The sequence below is a fragment of the Thioalkalivibrio sp. ALgr3 genome, from assembly GCF_000377325.1.
Lineage (GTDB): Bacteria > Pseudomonadota > Gammaproteobacteria > Ectothiorhodospirales > Ectothiorhodospiraceae > Thioalkalivibrio.
This window is the reverse complement of the sequence record NZ_KB897985.1, coordinates 24518-41985: the sequence shown is the minus strand read 5'-3', so window position 1 is coordinate 41985 and position 17468 is coordinate 24518. Positions and strand designations below refer to the sequence as shown.

The 17468-nt window shown below is 64.3% G+C and carries 16 protein-coding genes and 2 CRISPR repeat arrays; of the genes, 15 read left to right on the top strand and 1 reads right to left on the bottom strand.

What is annotated here, in order from left to right:
• Positions 1-59 precede the first annotated feature (59 nt).
• A CRISPR array of direct repeats spans positions 60-514; the repeat unit is 36 nt; unit sequence GTCCGACCGATGCCCCGACTGAAAGGGGATTAAGAC.
• Positions 515-863: 349 nt separating this feature from the next.
• The 6 genes from C998_RS0110375 to C998_RS0110350 are packed head-to-tail and all read left to right on the top strand — an operon-like array spanning position 864 to position 8892.
• Positions 864-2498, top strand: coding sequence for a hypothetical protein (locus C998_RS0110375; RefSeq protein WP_018870799.1), 1635 nt, complete (start codon positions 864-866; stop codon positions 2496-2498).
• Positions 2498-3154, top strand: coding sequence for an RAMP superfamily CRISPR-associated protein (locus C998_RS0110370; RefSeq protein WP_018870798.1), 657 nt, complete (start codon positions 2498-2500; stop codon positions 3152-3154). Before C998_RS0110375 ends, C998_RS0110370 begins: the two co-directional genes overlap by 1 nt.
• The gene (locus C998_RS0110365; protein ID WP_018870797.1) at positions 3151-4740 is read left to right on the top strand and encodes a hypothetical protein; all 1590 of its coding nucleotides are present in this window, start codon (positions 3151-3153) and stop codon (positions 4738-4740) included. Before C998_RS0110370 ends, C998_RS0110365 begins: the two co-directional genes overlap by 4 nt.
• Positions 4737-6188, top strand: coding sequence for an RAMP superfamily CRISPR-associated protein (locus tag C998_RS0110360; protein WP_018870796.1), 1452 nt, complete (start codon positions 4737-4739; stop codon positions 6186-6188). The genes C998_RS0110365 and C998_RS0110360 overlap by 4 nt, the downstream gene beginning before the upstream one ends.
• Positions 6185-6715, top strand: a complete 531-nt coding sequence (locus tag C998_RS0110355) for a hypothetical protein (protein WP_018870795.1) — start codon at positions 6185-6187, stop codon at positions 6713-6715. The genes C998_RS0110360 and C998_RS0110355 overlap by 4 nt, the downstream gene beginning before the upstream one ends.
• Positions 6712-8892, top strand: coding sequence for a TIGR03986 family CRISPR-associated RAMP protein (locus tag C998_RS0110350; RefSeq protein WP_018870794.1), 2181 nt, complete (start codon positions 6712-6714; stop codon positions 8890-8892). Before C998_RS0110355 ends, C998_RS0110350 begins: the two co-directional genes overlap by 4 nt.
• Before the next feature lie 245 nt (positions 8893-9137).
• On the opposite strand, the gene cas6 is transcribed toward C998_RS0110350, so the two are convergent.
• Positions 9138-10112 (bottom strand): CRISPR system precrRNA processing endoribonuclease RAMP protein Cas6, encoded by a 975-nt coding sequence (gene cas6 / locus C998_RS14530; RefSeq protein ID WP_081617430.1) that lies wholly within the window; start codon positions 10110-10112, stop codon positions 9138-9140.
• A 58-nt stretch (positions 10113-10170) separates the two neighbouring features.
• On the opposite strand from cas6, the gene C998_RS0110340 reads away from it, so the two are divergent.
• From C998_RS0110340 to C998_RS14075, 9 genes are all read left to right on the top strand, one after another.
• The gene (locus C998_RS0110340; RefSeq protein ID WP_018870792.1) at positions 10171-11103 is read left to right on the top strand and encodes a hypothetical protein; all 933 of its coding nucleotides are present in this window, start codon (positions 10171-10173) and stop codon (positions 11101-11103) included.
• 81 nt (positions 11104-11184) lie between these two features.
• The gene (csx2, locus tag C998_RS0110335) at positions 11185-12408 is read left to right on the top strand and encodes a TIGR02221 family CRISPR-associated protein (RefSeq protein WP_018870791.1); all 1224 of its coding nucleotides are present in this window, start codon (positions 11185-11187) and stop codon (positions 12406-12408) included.
• 87 nt (positions 12409-12495) lie between these two features.
• Positions 12496-12807 carry a CRISPR-associated protein Csx16 gene (csx16, locus tag C998_RS0110330; RefSeq protein WP_018870790.1) on the top strand — a complete coding sequence of 104 codons (312 nt, stop codon included), beginning with the start codon at positions 12496-12498 and terminating at the stop codon, positions 12805-12807.
• Positions 12808-12976: 169 nt separating this feature from the next.
• Positions 12977-13531 carry a hypothetical protein gene (locus tag C998_RS14355; RefSeq protein ID WP_018870789.1) on the top strand — a complete coding sequence of 185 codons (555 nt, stop codon included), beginning with the start codon at positions 12977-12979 and terminating at the stop codon, positions 13529-13531.
• Between the two features lie 82 nt (positions 13532-13613).
• Entirely contained in the window at positions 13614-13865 is a 252-nt protein-coding gene (locus tag C998_RS14830) for a hypothetical protein (protein ID WP_156001278.1), read from the top strand.
• A 107-nt stretch (positions 13866-13972) separates the two neighbouring features.
• Positions 13973-14449, top strand: a complete 477-nt coding sequence (locus tag C998_RS14525) for a hypothetical protein (protein ID WP_081617429.1) — start codon at positions 13973-13975, stop codon at positions 14447-14449.
• A gap of 573 nt (positions 14450-15022) precedes the next feature.
• A CRISPR array of direct repeats spans positions 15023-15678; the repeat unit is 36 nt; unit sequence GTCTTAATCCCCTTTCAGTCGGGGCATCGGTCAGAC.
• 512 nt (positions 15679-16190) lie between these two features.
• Entirely contained in the window at positions 16191-16415 is a 225-nt protein-coding gene (locus C998_RS0110315) for a hypothetical protein (protein WP_018870787.1), read from the top strand.
• A 181-nt stretch (positions 16416-16596) separates the two neighbouring features.
• Positions 16597-16872 (top strand): hypothetical protein, encoded by a 276-nt coding sequence (locus C998_RS0110310; RefSeq protein ID WP_018870786.1) that lies wholly within the window; start codon positions 16597-16599, stop codon positions 16870-16872.
• Positions 16873-16988: 116 nt separating this feature from the next.
• Entirely contained in the window at positions 16989-17390 is a 402-nt protein-coding gene (locus C998_RS14075; protein ID WP_018870785.1) for a hypothetical protein, read from the top strand.
• Positions 17391-17468 lie beyond the last annotated feature (78 nt).

Genomic DNA, 17468 nt, shown 5'->3' with positions numbered 1-17468 from the left:
GCCCCGACTGAAAGGGGATTAAGACGATGGGCTCGCCTACGTCTTGTATGGCCCTGACCGTCCGACCGATGCCCCGACTGAAAGGGGATTAAGACGACCGATTGTTCGATCATTTTAACCTCCAAAAAAAGTCCGACCGATGCCCCGACTGAAAGGGGATTAAGACGAATGATCGCCGCCCCGATCCCGGCAATGCCGGTCCGACCGATGCCCCGACTGAAAGGGGATTAAGACAATTTCCTGCACCTCAGCTTCACCTGCGGTCATGGTCCGACCGATGCCCCGACTGAAAGGGGATTAAGACCCCGCGTCACGGGCCTGCTTGAAGGTCATCCACCGTCCGACCGATGCCCCGACTGAAAGGGGATTAAGACGGGTTTTCCTGGGTCGTGCGCTCGGCACGTCTACGTCCGACCGATGCCCCGACTGAAAGGGGATTAAGACGGCGATTTCCAGCTCGGCCGACGCCCCCTTGGGGGTCCGACCGATGCCCCGACTGAAAGGGGATTCAAGGTCACACGGCCGATGAACATCGCTTCCATTTCCGGCGTACGACCAGCGTTTCCGGAGCATTGAGGCACTCCCTCAGCCGGAAACCGCCCTGGGACGCTGAAGCCCTCGAACCGCTGATCGACTGCCGTGCGCAACCGGTTACCAGGAACGCGCGCGACTTGAATCTCCGCGTCTCAGCGGTATTTCCGCCGAGTGCCGCACGTACCGGCGCTACGACACCATCGGGATATCTCCCGAGTCCGGCCACAACCTTTTCGCAGCTGCCGCAACCGCAATTTTTTTGTACCCTCCGGCGAAAAATCGTCCCCGCCGCCAGGAGGCAAGGCCTCCGGCCCGTCAAGGAAGGACCTATGCCCTACCACGCCTATCTGTTCGAAGCCCGCTCCATCCAGCCATTCCTCTTCGCCTCCGGCCGCCTGGCCGACATGGTGGCGGGGAGCGACCTGCTGGACGAGCTCTCGCGTGGCATCCTCGACCAGGCCCTGCGCGCCTGCGAGGTGGAACCCGACTCGCTGCCGGCACCGCGGCGGGCCGGTGGTGCCCTGTACCTGGTGTTCGAAGACGAGGAAACCGCCCGGCGCTTCCGGGCCCTGTGGCGCACGCTGGTGGCCCAGCTCCTGCCCGGCATCGAGCGGGTGGACTGCATTTGCTCGGGTGAGTCGGTGAAGGGGGCCATCAACGCGGGGATCGACACGCTTGCCGGCATGCGCAACCTGCAGGCCGCCGCGCTGCCGAACCCGGCGCCCGTCGCCGAGCGCAACGCCCGTACCGGCGAGGTCGCCGTGGACCGGGACCGCAAGCGTGACCGGGAACCGGTGGATGCCGCCACTCGGGTCAAGCGGCAGTTCGCTCTGTCTGAACACGCGGGTCTGGCGCACAAGTTCGACCCGGATGACCACGCCGAGTGGCCCCGGAACTTCGAACAGGACGATCCCGGATCGCGGCGCTTCCCGCTGGGCGAAGACGGCATGGTCGGGCTGATCCACGCGGACGGCAACGGCCTGGGCCAGATCCTGCGGGTACTCGGAGACGCCACCGGGCACGCCCCCGAACACTACGTCCGGCTTTACCGCGCCTTCTCGGAAGGGCTGGACGCAGCCACGGGCGACGCCGCCCGCAGCGCCACGCAGGACGTGCTGCAGCCGCAGGTCACCGGCGGCGTCTACCCCGCACGCCCGCTGGTTCTGGGGGGCGACGACCTGACCCTTCTGGTGCGCGCCGACCTTGCACTGGACTTCACCGAGGGCTTCATCGAGGCCTTCGAGCGCGAGTCCGAACGCATGCTGCAGACCCTTCGCGGACAACTGAAGGAGGCCGGCACCCCGGACGATGTCATCGAGCGCCTGCCAGAGCGGCTGACCGCCTGTGCCGGCATCACCTATCTCAAGTCCGGGCAACCATTCGCCCGCGGATACCAGCTCGCGGAAAGCCTGTGCGACCGCGCGAAGCAGCAGTCGCGGTCAGCCACCGAGGAGGCGACAGTGCCATCGTCCGTCGCCTTCCACCGGATCCAGACCAGTCTGGCGGACGATGCCGCGGCCCTGAGTAGTCAGGAGATGGAACGCTACGAGTCGACGGAGAATACGGTCTACCACCTGGGCCTCCCGGCTTATGCAGCCGGCCAGGTGGACGCCGCCAGCCTGCCGAGGCTGCAAACCCTGCGTGATCTTGTCGAACACCTGCAGGACGGTGACCTCAACGCAGCACGCCTGCGCCAGCTCGCCACCCGCATCCACGAAAGCCCCGAGCTTGCGCGCAAGGAATACAACCGCTGGCGCGCCCTGGCCGAAGCCCCGGCGGCCCGGGCACTGCACGAGTTCGACCGCCACCTGGAAGCGCTGGTCGGCCGGGCCGATGAACACGATCTGCCGTTCGGCCCCGAGCGTGACGGCGACGGAGGAACGCGGGAGCGCTCCAGCCCGCTGGGCGACCTGCTGGCGCTGCTGGCCCTCCACAGGCAAGACACCCGGAAGGAGACCGCCTGATGTCGACGAAGACCCTGACCGTGCAGCTGCACGGCTACTGGCACTGTGGCAGCGGCCATTCCGCCGGTACGCATCTCGACGCCCTCACTGCGCGCGATCGTGACGGCCTGCCGGTGATTCCCGGCCGCCATCTCAAGGGCCTGCTGCGCCACGCGATGCGTTGTGCCGGCACCTGGAACTGGCTCGACGGGATCAGCCTGCCCGACGGGCCGGCCGAAAACGTGGAAGAACTCCTGTTCGGCTCCCGCAGCGGCCAGGAGGCGCGCTCCGCCACCCGGCCGGGGATGCTGCGGGTGGACGACGCCACGTTGCCGGAGGCGGAGCGGGCATTCCTCGCCCATCCCGACACCGATGGCCCGCAGCTGCGGCCGTTCCTGTTCCGGGACGTCCATCGCACGGCCATCAACCGACAGGGCAGCGCCAGCGACAAGACCCTGCGGGGCACCGAGGTCGCCCTCCCGATGCAGCTGCAGGCGCCACTGGGCCTGGAGGTGACCTCGCTGGAAGAAGAACTGCGCCGGCAACAGGAACGCGCGCTTGATGAAGCCGATCTGTGGAGAACGCTGGAGGGCGTCCTGCCGCTGATCAGCGCCGTCGGCGCCGAACGCAACCGCGGCCTCGGTGAGGCCGAACTCAGCCTGAGGGATCCGTCATGAGTGCCACGCGCCACGCCTTCCGCGTCACCCTGGAACAGGACGTGATCGTCAGCCGGTCCGCGGCCACCGCCGGCGAACACGAAACCCTCGATCACCTGCCGGGCAGCCTCTTTCTGGGCCTGGCGGCGGGCCGGCTGTATGCCGAGCTGCCATCCGACCAGGCCTGGCAGGTGTTTCACGGCGGGGCGGTCCGCTTCTGCGACGCCCTGCCCGAAAGCGAGCCCGGCACCCCCGCCTGGCCGGTGCCGCTCGCCCTGCACCACTACAAGAACGAAGACGCCAAGCAGAAGGTTGCGGGGAGCGATCACCCCCGCCTGGACGGCGACCGGGTGCTCAACCTGATGCATCGCGAACCCGAGGACGGGCGCCAGCCCCGCCAGCTGCGTGGCGGCCATGTCGATGCCTGCGGTCGGTGGATCCGCCCGCGCACCCGACAGTCGCTCAAGACCGCCATCGCGCCGGAGACCGGCCGGGTCGAAGAAGGCCAGCTGTTCGGCTACGAAGCCCTGGAGCGCGGGCAGAGCTTTGTCTTCGAGCTGCAGACCGATGACACCCTGGACGACGCGCTCGTGCAGCGCCTGCACCAATGTCTGAACGGCCCCGCGCGTCTCGGGCGCTCGCGCAGCGCCGAATTCGGCCGCGTGCAAATCGAGCCGCTGGACCAGCCGCCGCCGCGTCCGGCCAGCGTTGGCGGTTCTGACAACACCCTGACCCTGTGGCTGCTGTCCGATCTGGCGCTGCGTGACGACCGCGGGCAGCCCACCCTGCAGCCGCGGCCGCAGTACCTCGGCCTGCCCGCCAAAACCCGTTGGGACCACGAGAAGAGTTTCCTGCGCACGCGCAGCTACAGCCCCTACAACGGCAAGCGCCGCGGGCGCGACGCCGACCGCCAGGTGATCGCCCGCGGCAGTGTGCTGCATTACACCCTGCCCGCCGGCACCCCGCCCGAGGCCCTGCCCGCGCTGGAACGCGGCCTCGGCCACTACCGCGAGGCCGGCCTGGGCCAGGCCGTCGCCCGGCCGCAGATGCTCGCCGACGAGTCCCTGCAGGTGGAGGCGCCCGCTGCGCGAACCACGGACACCGGCTCGGTCCCGCCGGCACCCGACACCGCGCTGCTGCGCCGGCTGCGCCGGATGGCCCGCACCGAGTTCCGCGAATTCGACGCCGACCACCGTGCCCGGCGGGTCTTCGATGCCCTGGTCGAGTCTCTGGGCAAGGCCCGCAGCTGGCAGGGGATCCCGCCGAATGCGCCCCTGGCGGAGGCCGAGGTCCCCGGACGCAGCCAGTGGGGCCGCCTGCGCGACGCCGCCAACCGCCACCGGGGCGACCCGGAGGGCCTGTGGCGCGCCCTGTTCGAAGCGCGCGAAGACGCCATCGTGCGCGCACGTTCGGGGTGGCAGCTCCAGCTGGGCCCGGACCCTGACCGGCACCACCTCGGCCGGCGCCTCGAACAGGAGCTGGAGGCGATTCATCGCAATGCCCCGGAGCTGCTGTCCGAGGTGGTGGTGCGGCTGGCATCGCTGGGCCAGACCCCCGAATGGACCCGTGCCGTGGAAGGGCACGCAACCAAGGAGCCGCAGGCATGATCCCCGAACTCCCGGTACACGACTTTGCCCGCGTCACCCTGGAAGCCGAGACCCCGCACGCCATCGGCTCGGGGACCGGCGATGCCACACATGACCTGGTCCTGATGCGGGACGCGAACCACCTGCCCACCCTGCCCGCCAGCGGACTGGCCGGCGTGCTGCGCCACGCCTGCGCGGACGAGTACGGCGACACCGTCGCCGACCGGCTGTTCGGCCACCTCGAAGGCGAAGGGCGCGGCGACGGGCGCGTCTCGCGCGTGCAGGTCTTCTGGGGCCTGGTCCACGACAGCCAGGACCGGCCCGTGGAAGGCCTGCGCGAAGACGTGGACGGCGACGAACTCCTGTCGCGGCTGAGCCGGAGCCACCCCCTGATCCGTCAGCGCGTCCGGCTCAACCACCGGGGCGCCGCGGAGGACCGCGGCAAGTTCGATGTCACTCTCGCCCCGCGCGGGACCCGCTATACCTTCCTGCTCGGCCACTGGAGCGATGGCTCGGATGCCGCCTCCCGGGAATGGGACGGGCTGCTGCGCCTGCTGCAGTCCCCGGCCCTGCGTCTGGGCCGCGGCACTCGGTCGGGCTCGGGCGCGTTCCGGGTAGCCGAACTGCATGTGGCGCGCTGGGACCTGCGCACACCCGAAGGCCGCGAGGGATTCCGCCAGCGCCCGCGCCACCGAGCCAGCCGCGACGGGCTGCAGGCCCTCACGCCCGGGGACACCACGTTTCGCATCCCCGGCGTGGAGCTGAATCTGCAGGCCGAAGCCGGCTGGCGCATCGGCGGCGGCGAGCACCCGCTCGGCAAGTACTCGGGCACCAAGGAACCCGACAACATGCTCCCGCAGAGCGAGCCCGTGATCGAATGGCGCGACGGACGCGGCTCCTGGACCCGGCCACGGCCGGTGGTGCCCGCCTCGGCGATCAAGGGGGCGCTGGCCCATCGCGTGGCCTTCCACCACCGCCGCCTGACCGGGGAGTTCGTCAACCCCGACGGACCGACGCCCGATCCGGAACGCAGCGAGGCGGTGCGCAGCCTGTTCGGTCACGCCAGCGACCGCGATGCCTCCGGTCTTGCCGGTGCCGTCATCATCAACGACACCTACCTGGAACCCGACCCGCCGGTCCACGCACCACTGCACAACCGCATCGACCGTTTCACCGGCGGCGTCCAGCGCGGTGCCCTGTTCCAGGAGGAGCAGCTCTGGCGCAGCCGCCTGCCGCTTCGCCTGCACATCCTGCCGCGCCGGGACATCCCGGTCCCGGTGGAGGTGCGCAAGGCCCTGGATCTTGCCCTGCGCGACCTTGCGCGCGGCTGGCTGCCGCTGGGCGCCGGCGGCAGCCGCGGACTGGGCGGCTTTGCCGCCGAACACGAACCCGAATGGAACGACAACGGGGCCTGGGTCAACGGCCAGGACGCGCCCACGCTCAACGTCGAAGGAGAGACCGCCCGATGAACCGTCTCGAATCGCTGCGCAACGATCACGAACGCTTCCTTGAGAACTGCCGGCAACAGGGCTGGGACTGGGTCGCGTCGTCGGTGAACCGGCTGACCCCCGTGCGCGTGGAGCACGACTGCGAGGAACTGGACCCGACCACCGTGCACGAGCGCTGTCGTGCGCTGTGCGACGACCGGGGCTGGATGCAGTGGCCCGCCGAGGTCCGCAGCCTGCCCGCCGAGCCCGTGGACGGCATGCCGCCGCTGGAGGGCGAAGGCCTGGCGGCGGACGGGTCGCGCTGGCAGCTCGAATACCGCGGCGGCGACTGCTGGCGCCTGCATCGCTTCCGGGTCGAGGAGACGGACGCGGACCCCAGTCATCTGGCCGAGCCCGTCAGCCATCTCAACGACCATCGGGCACCCGCGCCCCTGCGCTACCTGCGCCTGTACGGCTTCACGCGCGACGCAGAAGTCGAGCGGGCCGACGAGGCCGCCCCCGAGGCCGTACTGGCCGTATTCGACGGATTCGAGGAGGACCGGGCATGACCCTCAACCTGCCCTACAACTTTGTGCCGCTCACCCCGTTCGTGCTCCGCCCGGACTGGCACGCGCACGTGAGCCACGACCACCCGTTCCGGGACGGATGGAGCGGCGAGATCCGCATCCGCCTGACCGCGCACACCCCGCTGAGCGTCGGCGGCGAGCAAACCCCGGGCCGCGAAAGAGAACCCGGCAAGGTTCATTTCGCCCGCACGCCGGACGGTCGTCCGGCCGTGCCGCCCAGCAGCCTCAAGGGCATGCTGCGCCACGTGCTCGAAATCGCCGCGTTCGGCCATTTCCGCGAGGTGGAGGACCAGCGCCTGGGGGTGCGCGACCTCACAAAGGCGGACAACTTCTACATGAAGGAGATGGTCAAGGCACCGGTGCAAGCAGGCTGGCTGCGCTACCGCGACGGCAGCTGGTACATCCGGCCGGTGAACTTCGTCCGCCTGCACCAGGAAGAACTGATCCGGGCGTTCGGCGTTGATGAACAAAAATGGAAGAAAGCGGGGACCGTGCAGAAACGATACGGGCTGATCGGGACCCTCCCCGAGATCCACTTTGATGTCGGGCCCGTGCGCAACAACGGTCAGGCCGATGCCATCGACCTCGGGCGCGGACCGCGCCACGGCCACGTGGTGGTCACCGGCCAGCCCGGCCCGGACTACACCCGAAAGAACGCCAAAAAACGCGAGTTCATCTTCTACGACGCCGGCGAACCCCGGGACGAGATCCCCGTATCCCCCGAGGTGATGAGCGACTTCCAGTTCATCCACCAGGAATCCGACGAATGGAATCGCTTCTGGAAGCCGAAGGTGCTGGATGCCGACCCCGGCGTGCCCGTGTTCTGGCACGCTGACGGCGGCCGCGAAGGTGGCGTGCGCTCACTGGGGCTGGCCATGATGTACCGTCTGGCCTATCGCCATTCGCTGCACGACGCCATCCGTCACACCGGGGCCGGAAAGAACGCGAACTCCGCGCATCTGGACGACGACACCCCCGACCTCGCCGAGCTCCTGTTCGGCCGCATCGACGCCGACACCCCGGATGGCAGCCTCCGGGGCCGCGTGATGCCCGGTCTGGCCGAGTGCGAACAGGACGCCACCACCCGCTGGGAAGGCCCGATGGTCCTCAACGGACCCAAACCCACGTTCTACCCCGCCTACCTGAACCAGCAGGAGAAGAAGAAGGACTACATTACCCTGATGGATGACCGCGCCGAACTGTCCGGCTGGAAACGCTATCCGGTCCGCAGCTCGCATCACACGCCCCGCCCGCCCGAGAAGTCCGGCCCCAAGGTCCAGGTCAAGCTGGAAACCGTACCCGCGGAGACCACCTTCTCCACGCAGATCCGCTTCCACAACCTGCGTGACGTAGAGCTGGGCGCGCTCATGTGGGCGCTGGATTTCGGCGGGCGCGGTGACCTGCGCCACTCGCTGGGGACCGGCAAACCGTTCGGATTCGGTCAGGTCTCGGTCAGCGTGACGGACGCCCACCTGGAACCGAACGATCCGGGACGCGAGATCGACGACGACGCGCTTGTGAACCTGGAGGCCTGCCGCCACGCCTTCGTGCAGTACATGAACGACGCCTGGGCACAGGCCACCGATGGCGCGGAAGACCGCTGGGAAGACAGCGAGCCCCTGCGCCAGCTGCTGGCCATGGCCACCCCGAACTCAGACGAGACGGCAGATGCCCCGCTGGACAAGCTGGGGAATCCAAAATTCTTCGTAAAGGCACGCAGCAGCGGGCAATACCAGAAGCCCCATAAAGACGTAAAGGACGGCTGGCACACCCTTCGCAGGCAGCTTGGGGACAGCGCCACCCCCGAAGCCCCCGCGTTCGACCGGGCCCTGGAAGAGACCCGCCGCCGGCACCAACAGGCGCAGGAAAAGCAGGAGCGCGAACAGAAACGCCAGGAGATGAGCCCCGAGCAAAAGCAGGTCGACGACCTCCGCCAGGCCCTGGAGGCCTGCGAGGCCGAACCCGGCAAGAGCCGCTGGAACAACCTCAACAAGGCCATCCGCGAACTCCCCGAGGAGGCCGCCGGCTGGGACGACCTCATCACGGACCTCGCCGAACTGCTGAACCACGCGGAGACCCTGGCCGCCAGTCACGACCAGAAGAAGATCGTCAAGGCCGTGCGTCAGGCCCGCACCCGCCTGAACATCGCCGACGACTGACCCCATTCACCGCGACCGGGGCGTGCCCGGTCGCAGTCCAGGGCCCGCGCATATCTGCGCCTCACACCCACCCACCGAACGAGCGAGCCGAACAGGCTCACGGAACTCGGTTGCGCCTCAGAGGGACGGCCGTAACCAGTGCAAGTGCCTTTGGAGCCGGTGACAAGCTTGTGGGTCCGGACACGCCCGGCAGACTCTTTTACAGTCGAAGCCCTGAACAACAACAATCGGGCGCGCTGTAGCCGTCAGCGCTCCGGGGCACAGGCCAGGGGCATCAGGTGGTATTGCCCGAGCCCCATGGTCGTGCCCTTGCCCGCGTGCCACCACTGTCCCTGCCATAACCATGGCCAGACGTCATTCAGGGCTTCCCCGCCAATCCGGACAGTCCCGAGCAGTCCGCCCATGGGGACAGCACGACCCTGACGGGCGGAATAGCGTCGAAGATCCCGCCAGGCGAGATCGCTGGACAACAGTCGCAAGTGGCTCGCACGACGACCGATCCGTGCCAGTTCGGATTCCTCGAAGTCAGGGCAGTGACTGGCACCCAGGTGTGTGGCCCGGCGCAGGACGGTGCGCACGAAAGAGACCGGGTCAAACGCATCCGGTGTCACGTAACGCCCGCGAATGCGCATCCGCAGGGGCGTGACCAGCCGGACATCAACCGCTTGCGGTGCCGGCGGAACGACCATCGCCGAGGGGGGCTCAAGCGATTGATCGATGGAATCATTATTCAGGACACGCCAGGGGGGCTCACCATCTTCTCCTGCTGCCCGAACATCGGCCTGTTCGATGCTCACAAGTTGAAGCGGCACCCGGTTGCGCCCCATTCCCAGCGCACCGGCGCGCTCCAGCGCTCGGACCATCAGCGCACACGCCCGCGCGTCCTGACTCACGAGATTGAGGCCCAGAGTAGTCCGGGTCACATCCTGATCTTCGCCGGACGCATCCGGACGCAGCACGAAAGGGGGCGTTGTTGCGCCATTGTGCTGAAGCAAGGCACTCGGCGGGTCGGCCGGGACGCGGGTCTCGAACAGCGCCGGATAGGGGCACTGATCGACGACAGGACAGCCATTACACTCCGGCAACCCGGTGGTGCATACCCGTTCGCGAAGCCGGGCACCAAGCGCACCACGCCAGACCGCACCGGGAAATTCCCCGAGGCGGACCGGCATCGACGCGAAAAAGTGAAGGCGCAACAGCGTTAAGGGAAGTGCATTCATCAGCCGGCTCGTCGACAGGCGGTTGGACTGCGTACGGTATCGAATTCCAGGAGATGACATGAAGAAACTCGCCGGAACCCGCAATCGGTCCCTGCTCAATGCACTACAGAACGTCCTCGGCGGCAACACATGGCGGGCCATTCTGCTCGTCGTGGGCATTCTTCTGGCCCTCGACTGGCTGGGCTCCAGTCTGTTCCTCCTGACGGAGAGCACACTGACGGAGTGGGGAGTGCCCTACCCGTCTACCACGACTCCTCTGGTGTTCCTGATCATTGGTCTGCTTATCATCCTCTATGCCATCCATTTTCTGCGCAATCAGGAAGCCCCGGCCGACTTTGCAGCCGAACAGCGCGAGATCACTCTGGATCCTCCCGACACTCGCGTCCTTGTACTGTTCCTGAGCGCCCTTCCGAAGGACCATTCCCTGAACGACGCGGCATCAGTGCCATCCAGGCTGTACCCCGCCACAGACCTGAATCAATGGCAGGGCACTCTTGCTAACTGGCGGATGCCGCTGGAGGCCATCAAACCGCATCTGAGCGCGGAACCGGAAAAGACCCGACTAAAGGAGATTGTGGTCATACCGTCCGGGGGTGACGACGGCTCAGTCCGTGACCTCGACCTTTTCCGACAGATCCTTACGCGGCTGCTGGCCCCACACAACATTCGGATCCTCAGTCTGGATGATTTCAAGCATTCGGCACCGGGGACGAACGTTTTCGACCCCCAGGGCTGTGATTTCAACGAGGTAGAATCGGTCTGGAACCATCTTCAGGTGATTTGGGAAACCTATCGCCAGCAGGAAGAGGGGTGGGTACGCCGGCTCAAGGAACGCCAGATTCTGGTGGACATCACCGCCGGCACCAAACTCGCCTCAGTGGCCGGCGCACTCTTTACCCGCGAACAGGACCGACGTTGCCAGTATGTCCGGATCTCGGACGGAACTCCTCACGTATTCACGATCGACGTACTCCGAACCGACAGGACATGAGCCGCGGACCGACGAGTGCGCGCCCGGTCAAGCGGCTTCGATTCCCTTTACCAAATGGTCACACCACGCGATGAGGACAACATGCATTCATTGATCACTTTTCTCGGACGCGGTCGGTACTCGGAAGCCACGGGCTACCGGACGGCCAGTTACGCCTTTCCCGGGGGTTCGATCCGCGTCAGCCCGTTTTTCGGGCTGGAACTGGCCAAGGAACTGATGCCGGATCGACTCGTCATTCTGGGAACCACCGGCAGCATGTGGAGCGTGCTGGTGGAACATCTGGCAGACCAGGGGGACAACCGGCGGGAGAATGAGCGTCTGGAACTGCTCGAAGCGGAAAGCCACCACCGCGTGTCCGAGGAACAACTGGCGCCCCTGACTGCACTCGCGCAGGAGGCCACGGGCATGGATGTCGAACTGCGCCTGATTCCGGAAGCCCGCGATGACCGTGACCAGATGCACATCCTTCAGGGGATGGCCGACTCGATACCGCGTGGCCGAGTCGATCTCGACCTGACCCACGGATTCCGTCACCTGGGGATGCTCGGTTTTCTGTCCGCATACTTTCTGGAGGCCCTGCGCTCCATCCAGGTGAACCACCTATGGTACGGCGCACTCGACATGACCCCGAGTGAAGGCCCCGATCAAGGCATGACGCCCGTACTTCAGCTCGATGGTCTCGATGGAGTTCACCGCTGGATAGAAGCCCTCACCCGGTTTGACGCCTCGGGGGACTATGGGGTGTTCGGGCCCCTCCTGGAACGGGATGGCCTGCCCTCGGACAAGGCCAGGGCGCTGGCAGAAGCGCATTTCCATCAGACCACGCTCAATATTCCGGCTGCACGCCAGCGACTCCAAACCGTACTCAAGGAACTCGAAGAAAGCGAACTGAGCGGGGCTTCCGCCCTGTTCAGGGAAAAACTCATCGAACGGCTCTCCTGGGCACGATCCGACAACCTCGGCAACAATCAGCGGACACTGGCTCTGCGTGCCCTGCGCCGACGGGACTATCCGCGCGCCGCGATATTCGGGTTCGAGGCGTTTCTCACCAGCCTTTGTATCGAACAGGGCGAGACCCCGACCAATTACAAGGCTCGGGAACAAATCCGCGACGCCTTCAGCAAGCGGGTCAACAAGGAAGAACCCGACTGGAAACGCGACGCATGGCACCTTCTGCGCGAGCTGCGCAACGCCATGGCTCATGGCACCCCGCCCAGAAATTCAAAGGTGCGGCAGATCATGCATGACCGGGAGCGGCTGCAACGCGAGCTCGAGGCCGCCATCAACCGGCTCAATAACACCTGAAACGGATCGCGCGGCAAGCTTGCCGATCCGGACTCCGGCGAGCCAATCGCGGAGCATGCACCCACTCTCAGCGAACCGGAGGATGTCATGCCCGAACGGACCTATTTCGTAACCCGCCACCCCGGAGCGGTGGAATGGGCAAAACGCCAGGGATTGGCGGTCGACGAATCGCTCGCGCATCTCGATCCGAGCGTTCTGGCCCCCGGGGACCGGGTACTGGGCACCCTGCCCGTCCACCTCGCCGCAACTGTCTGCGAGCAGGGGGCGCGTTACTTTCATCTTTCACTGGACATGCCGCCAGAGGCTCGGGGCAAGGAACTCAATGCCGACGACCTCGAAGCCTGCGGCGCACGCCTGGAGGAATATCGCGTGGTTCCAGTAAAGCCCCACCAACAATAAACCCCGATGACCGACCCAAGGCGGCGGCCCCGCAAGGTTGTCGGCCCGGACAACCAGCGCTTTCCATCCTAGCCTGTATCCATATCGCGCTGACGAACAGCACGGGCACGACCCACGGTCCTTGCCAACCGGACAATCAAGCGAACACCCAATCAAGCAAAGGAGAACAATGAAACGCTCGATCCACGTAACCCTGGCTTCTGCCGCTGCCCTCCTGGTCACCGGATGCGCCAGTGCACCCACACCACCCGGGGCCGCGGGAACCGCGGGAGACGCCATCGAGGCCGCGCGCGGCGATACTCCGGACGTTTCCTCTTCAGAGGCCAGCAAGCCGGACATGGAAGAACTGGCCGAGGGAGAACCCGCTCGGGCCGGCCGGCAAGCGGCTGACGAGATCGCCTCCTCCGATGGTCCGGACCCCATGGATATCCTCGGCGAGGCCACGGGCGACGCCGCACGCTCCGGAGCGTCCATTGGTGCGGCCCAGAGCCTTCAGGGATCGGCCATGGGTGCAGCCTTCAACGCAATGGGCGGCAACTCGGGCATCACCGCCGAAGAAGCGCAAGCCATGGAGAAAAATATCGACGCCTCGGAGCCCTATGAGAAGAACGGCCGAACGTGCGTCGACTACCACATTGAGGTGGACGATGTGCCGGGTGAAGGCGATCAGGAGCAGTCCCTGACAGCTTGCGAACAGGAGGACGGTTCCTGGGAGGCCATCTGACCATCGAGCGACACCATGCAGCCACCGCAAGCGTGGTGTCGCTCATCCTTCAGACATTGATAATACGAAAAAGGATAGTCGCATGCACGATCACTTCGGAGCATTAGTCGCTTTTTTAATTCTCTTGGCCGTCGTCATCGGGATCATCAATTTCTTTGCCGAAGACGGGACCAACAACGCATCGCCGGGCGACAAACACTCAAACGGCCCGATGCACGACTCTTTGCAACGAGAAAATGAATATCAGGCCTTCTATAACAAAAGCCCTATTCATGATTCATTTTGCAATATGAACGACCCGTCGAGCCCGTGCCACAAAGACCCGTTCGATTGACCAACATCATCATAGGCGGCCCTCATCGATGGCACCGCAAACCCATTGATAGTTGACAGGGCCAATCGGCCCGCCATCACTCGTCAACACTCGACCATGAGAAACACATGCACAACGAAAAAGACCCCAACAATCCCAACGCACAGAGCCAACCAGCGGTCAGGGACGACACAATTGGATTTGTGGGTTACGCCCTCTACATCTGCGCTCCCTTTACCGGTGGACTGACCGCGATTGCCGCCGTAATACTTGCATACGTCCAGCGGGAGAACGGAGACAGCATCCTCCGGAGTCACTGGACGAACATGATTCGGATTTTTTGGACTTCCTTCATCGTATTTCTGGGAGTGCTTGCCATCTGGATCGCATGGCTAGGCCTTTACGGTGCATCCTTTGTGGGAAGCAGTCAGCACGAAACCGCTCAGACCCCCGACATGGGATCCATGATGATGTTGATCGCAACAGGGAGCCTGATCACTCTTTCCTGGACAATATGGATCATCATTCGTTGCACCATCGGTATCATCAATCTCAATCAGAAACGCGCAATGGGGGATCCACCAAATCTTTTGACTGGCCGATGACCCCGTTCGCTTCAACGACGCGAGCTCGAGACCGGAGCCACGGGCACCCGCCAGGGACGGCGACACGGTCCGCCCAATACGATACGCCGTCGGCTTTTATTTGAGGAGCCCCATCCGGCAACGCCCCTGAACTGCCCCGCCCCTGAACTGCCCCGCCCCTGAACTGCCCCCTTCCCGAACACGCTCCCGATCCATGAGCGCAGCCACGACGGAACGAATCTGCCGTCGTCGGAGTATCGCCCGGCCCACGCCATTAACTTGCGACGCGCGCGCAGTCCCCACTTGTTGGGAAACACATCCCCTTACTGACCATTTTCCCTGGCGGAATTCAGGCTACGAGTCTGCACATCCTGCACCCGACAGTTCCCTCGCTCCACCACTGGCCTCTAGCGCGGGCGCGGGCGCGAGGCTCCCGTTCAAACCGGACAGCTTCCAACCAGCAATCTCAAACCTGAATCGCGCCATCCATCGAACCGACCTGAGCGGACGAGGCCGCTTACCCGTATCCGCACGAACCATTTCGTCTGAGTAGCGGCCGGCACCCACGATAAGTCGTTTCGGATCTGGGGGCTCGTAACCATGCCCTTTCAGTCGGGGCATCGGTCAGACGTGAATCATGTTCGACAAGGTCGACTTTTCTACGTCTTAATCCCCTTTCAGTCGGGGCATCGGTCAGACCGAACGACTTGGGTGCGAAGAGCAAGCCGGAGGAGTCTTAATCCCCTTTCAGTCGGGGCATCGGTCAGACGCAAGCCTTTGTGTACTCTTTCTTTTTCTACGGTCTTAATCCCCTTTCAGTCGGGGCATCGGTCAGACGATCGTCCTCGGTAACCTCGGTGCCGATCCCGGTCTTAATCCCCTTTCAGTCGGGGCATCGGTCAGACCGCCGCAGACCTGGATGGGGGTTGCGTCCGATAAGTCTTAATCCCCTTTCAGTCGGGGCATCGGTCAGACAAAGGAGTTGAACCAATGGATACCTCTTCGATGGTCTTAATCCCCTTTCAGTCGGGGCATCGGTCAGACCGGCCTTGCCGGAATGGGCGCAGCTGCCATTGGTCTTAATCCCCTTTCAGTCGGGGCATCGGTCAGACCGGTCGCATTGAAGGGATGGAATTCGAAGTCGGTCTTAATCCCCTTTCAGTCGGGGCATCGGTCAGACCTATAACCGGAGGAGAACCATGAGAGGTAAACGGGTCTTAATCCCCTTTCAGTCGGGGCATCGGTCAGACTCTTTCGCCGCGAAAACCATCGCTACTTTCAATAGGTTGCCAAGCCCACATCTGCACCATTATGGTGCAACGAAAGTTTGCTTGTTGAGCAGTCATGGACATCGTCAAGGGTAGCTTGCCGGGCAGGCGCCCCGCAAGGCGCCAACGTGCCGCCACTCCGGCCACCACTACGACCCGTCCGGGTATCGAACACTGCGAAGAAAGATTCCGCCGAATTGTCTGAACGCGCCACGGCCAGCTCCGGGCCACCCCGATGCCGACAAACTCGACACCCGGGGAGACTCGCCTGGCCTCGTGCCCGTTCTCCACCCGTCGCACCGTGAGATCGCCGATAGATACCCTCAGTCAGGGGGGCCCCGAAAGGTTGTCGCCCATGACGCACGTCGAGAATCCTTCTAGCCTGTTCCAATCATCGAAATGGGACTACCCGACGTAGACCGTCGATCCCCAAACGCGTGGCAACCTTCCCGGGGCGCACTCAGGCGACTCACTTACCAACACAGGAGCCAACCTTGATCGAACAATCCATCGAAGCTTACAACTTCTGGAACACGCTCATCTTCTTTCTGATCCTCATGTTTGTCTTGGGCGCTCTACGGCATCCCCTGGTCGTGTCGAAGGCGCTCCTGACTATCGTAGCCAGCCTCCTCGGCATCGTCGCTACCACCTTGCTCCTGATGGTCCGTATGCTCGCCTATCCGTTCCGAAAGGTCACGGACCCTCAGCGCGAGGAGTAGATGTCGGGTCGCTCCCGATTCGAGATCAGGGAGAAATCCGCTCAAACAGACGCCTCATATGCGGCAAAGACGTTAAAGCACCAACAGGACACGGGCATGCACAATCTGGGCGGCCGACAGGGACAGCCAACATTCGCCCGGACAAAGAGGGCCGAGGCCAAAGATAAAGAGAGGGATAGCTATGCACGAAACTAAGCACCGCAACCACCAGGGCGATAACAAGAAAGGTAAGTTTGCGAATCTCATGCTGAAATGTTTCGACAAGATCGAAGGCGAATTGGCAAAGACTTCGACAACCTTGTTCGATACTGCCGCCAAGATTGACGAGAACAACAAGGTCCCACAGTACCGCCCTTACCGCGGCTTTGAGCATTCCGATTTTTACCATTTTATTATGTTCTACGATGACCCAAAACACGAACGCTCGACGCCCACCCCCGGGGAAGACAACCGCTGATATATCTCGATTAATAGCCAATCCAGGAGAAACCACCAAGGAGTCGGCGGAGAAGAAATCGACAAACAGGATTCGATCTGTAAGCTAGGGTCTGCAACCAACAAAGGAGAACGATTATGATGTGGAAGAAGAGAATTACTGTAGCAATGTTAGCGCCGATAACTCTGGGCCTGGCGGCGTGCGGCAACGCAGGTGAAGGTCCGGAGTTCGATGCCAGCAACGAGGAAGTGATGGTTACCTCTTCCATGGAATCCGTGCTGTGGATGGAGCGTGAGAAAGGGGCCGAGGCCGCGGAAGAGCTGGATCATGGGCTTGGCATCTACCTCGATGAAGGACGAGAGGACGAGCTGGATGGAATGCGAGCGACGCGCGTCCATGAAGAGGTGAAGGAAATCGCTCGGGAAGACATGGAGGCGGAGGAGCAGCGTCGGCAGGAACGCAGGGAAGAGATCAATGAGCGGTACGAGGAGTCGCAGGAACAGTTCGACGAAACCATGGAAGGGCTCATGGGGGACTAGACCCGGGTATCATTCCGCGAAAAGGACAAGTGCGGCTAAGAGACGCCCGTTTTTGTGGGTGCGAACGCGCACACCACC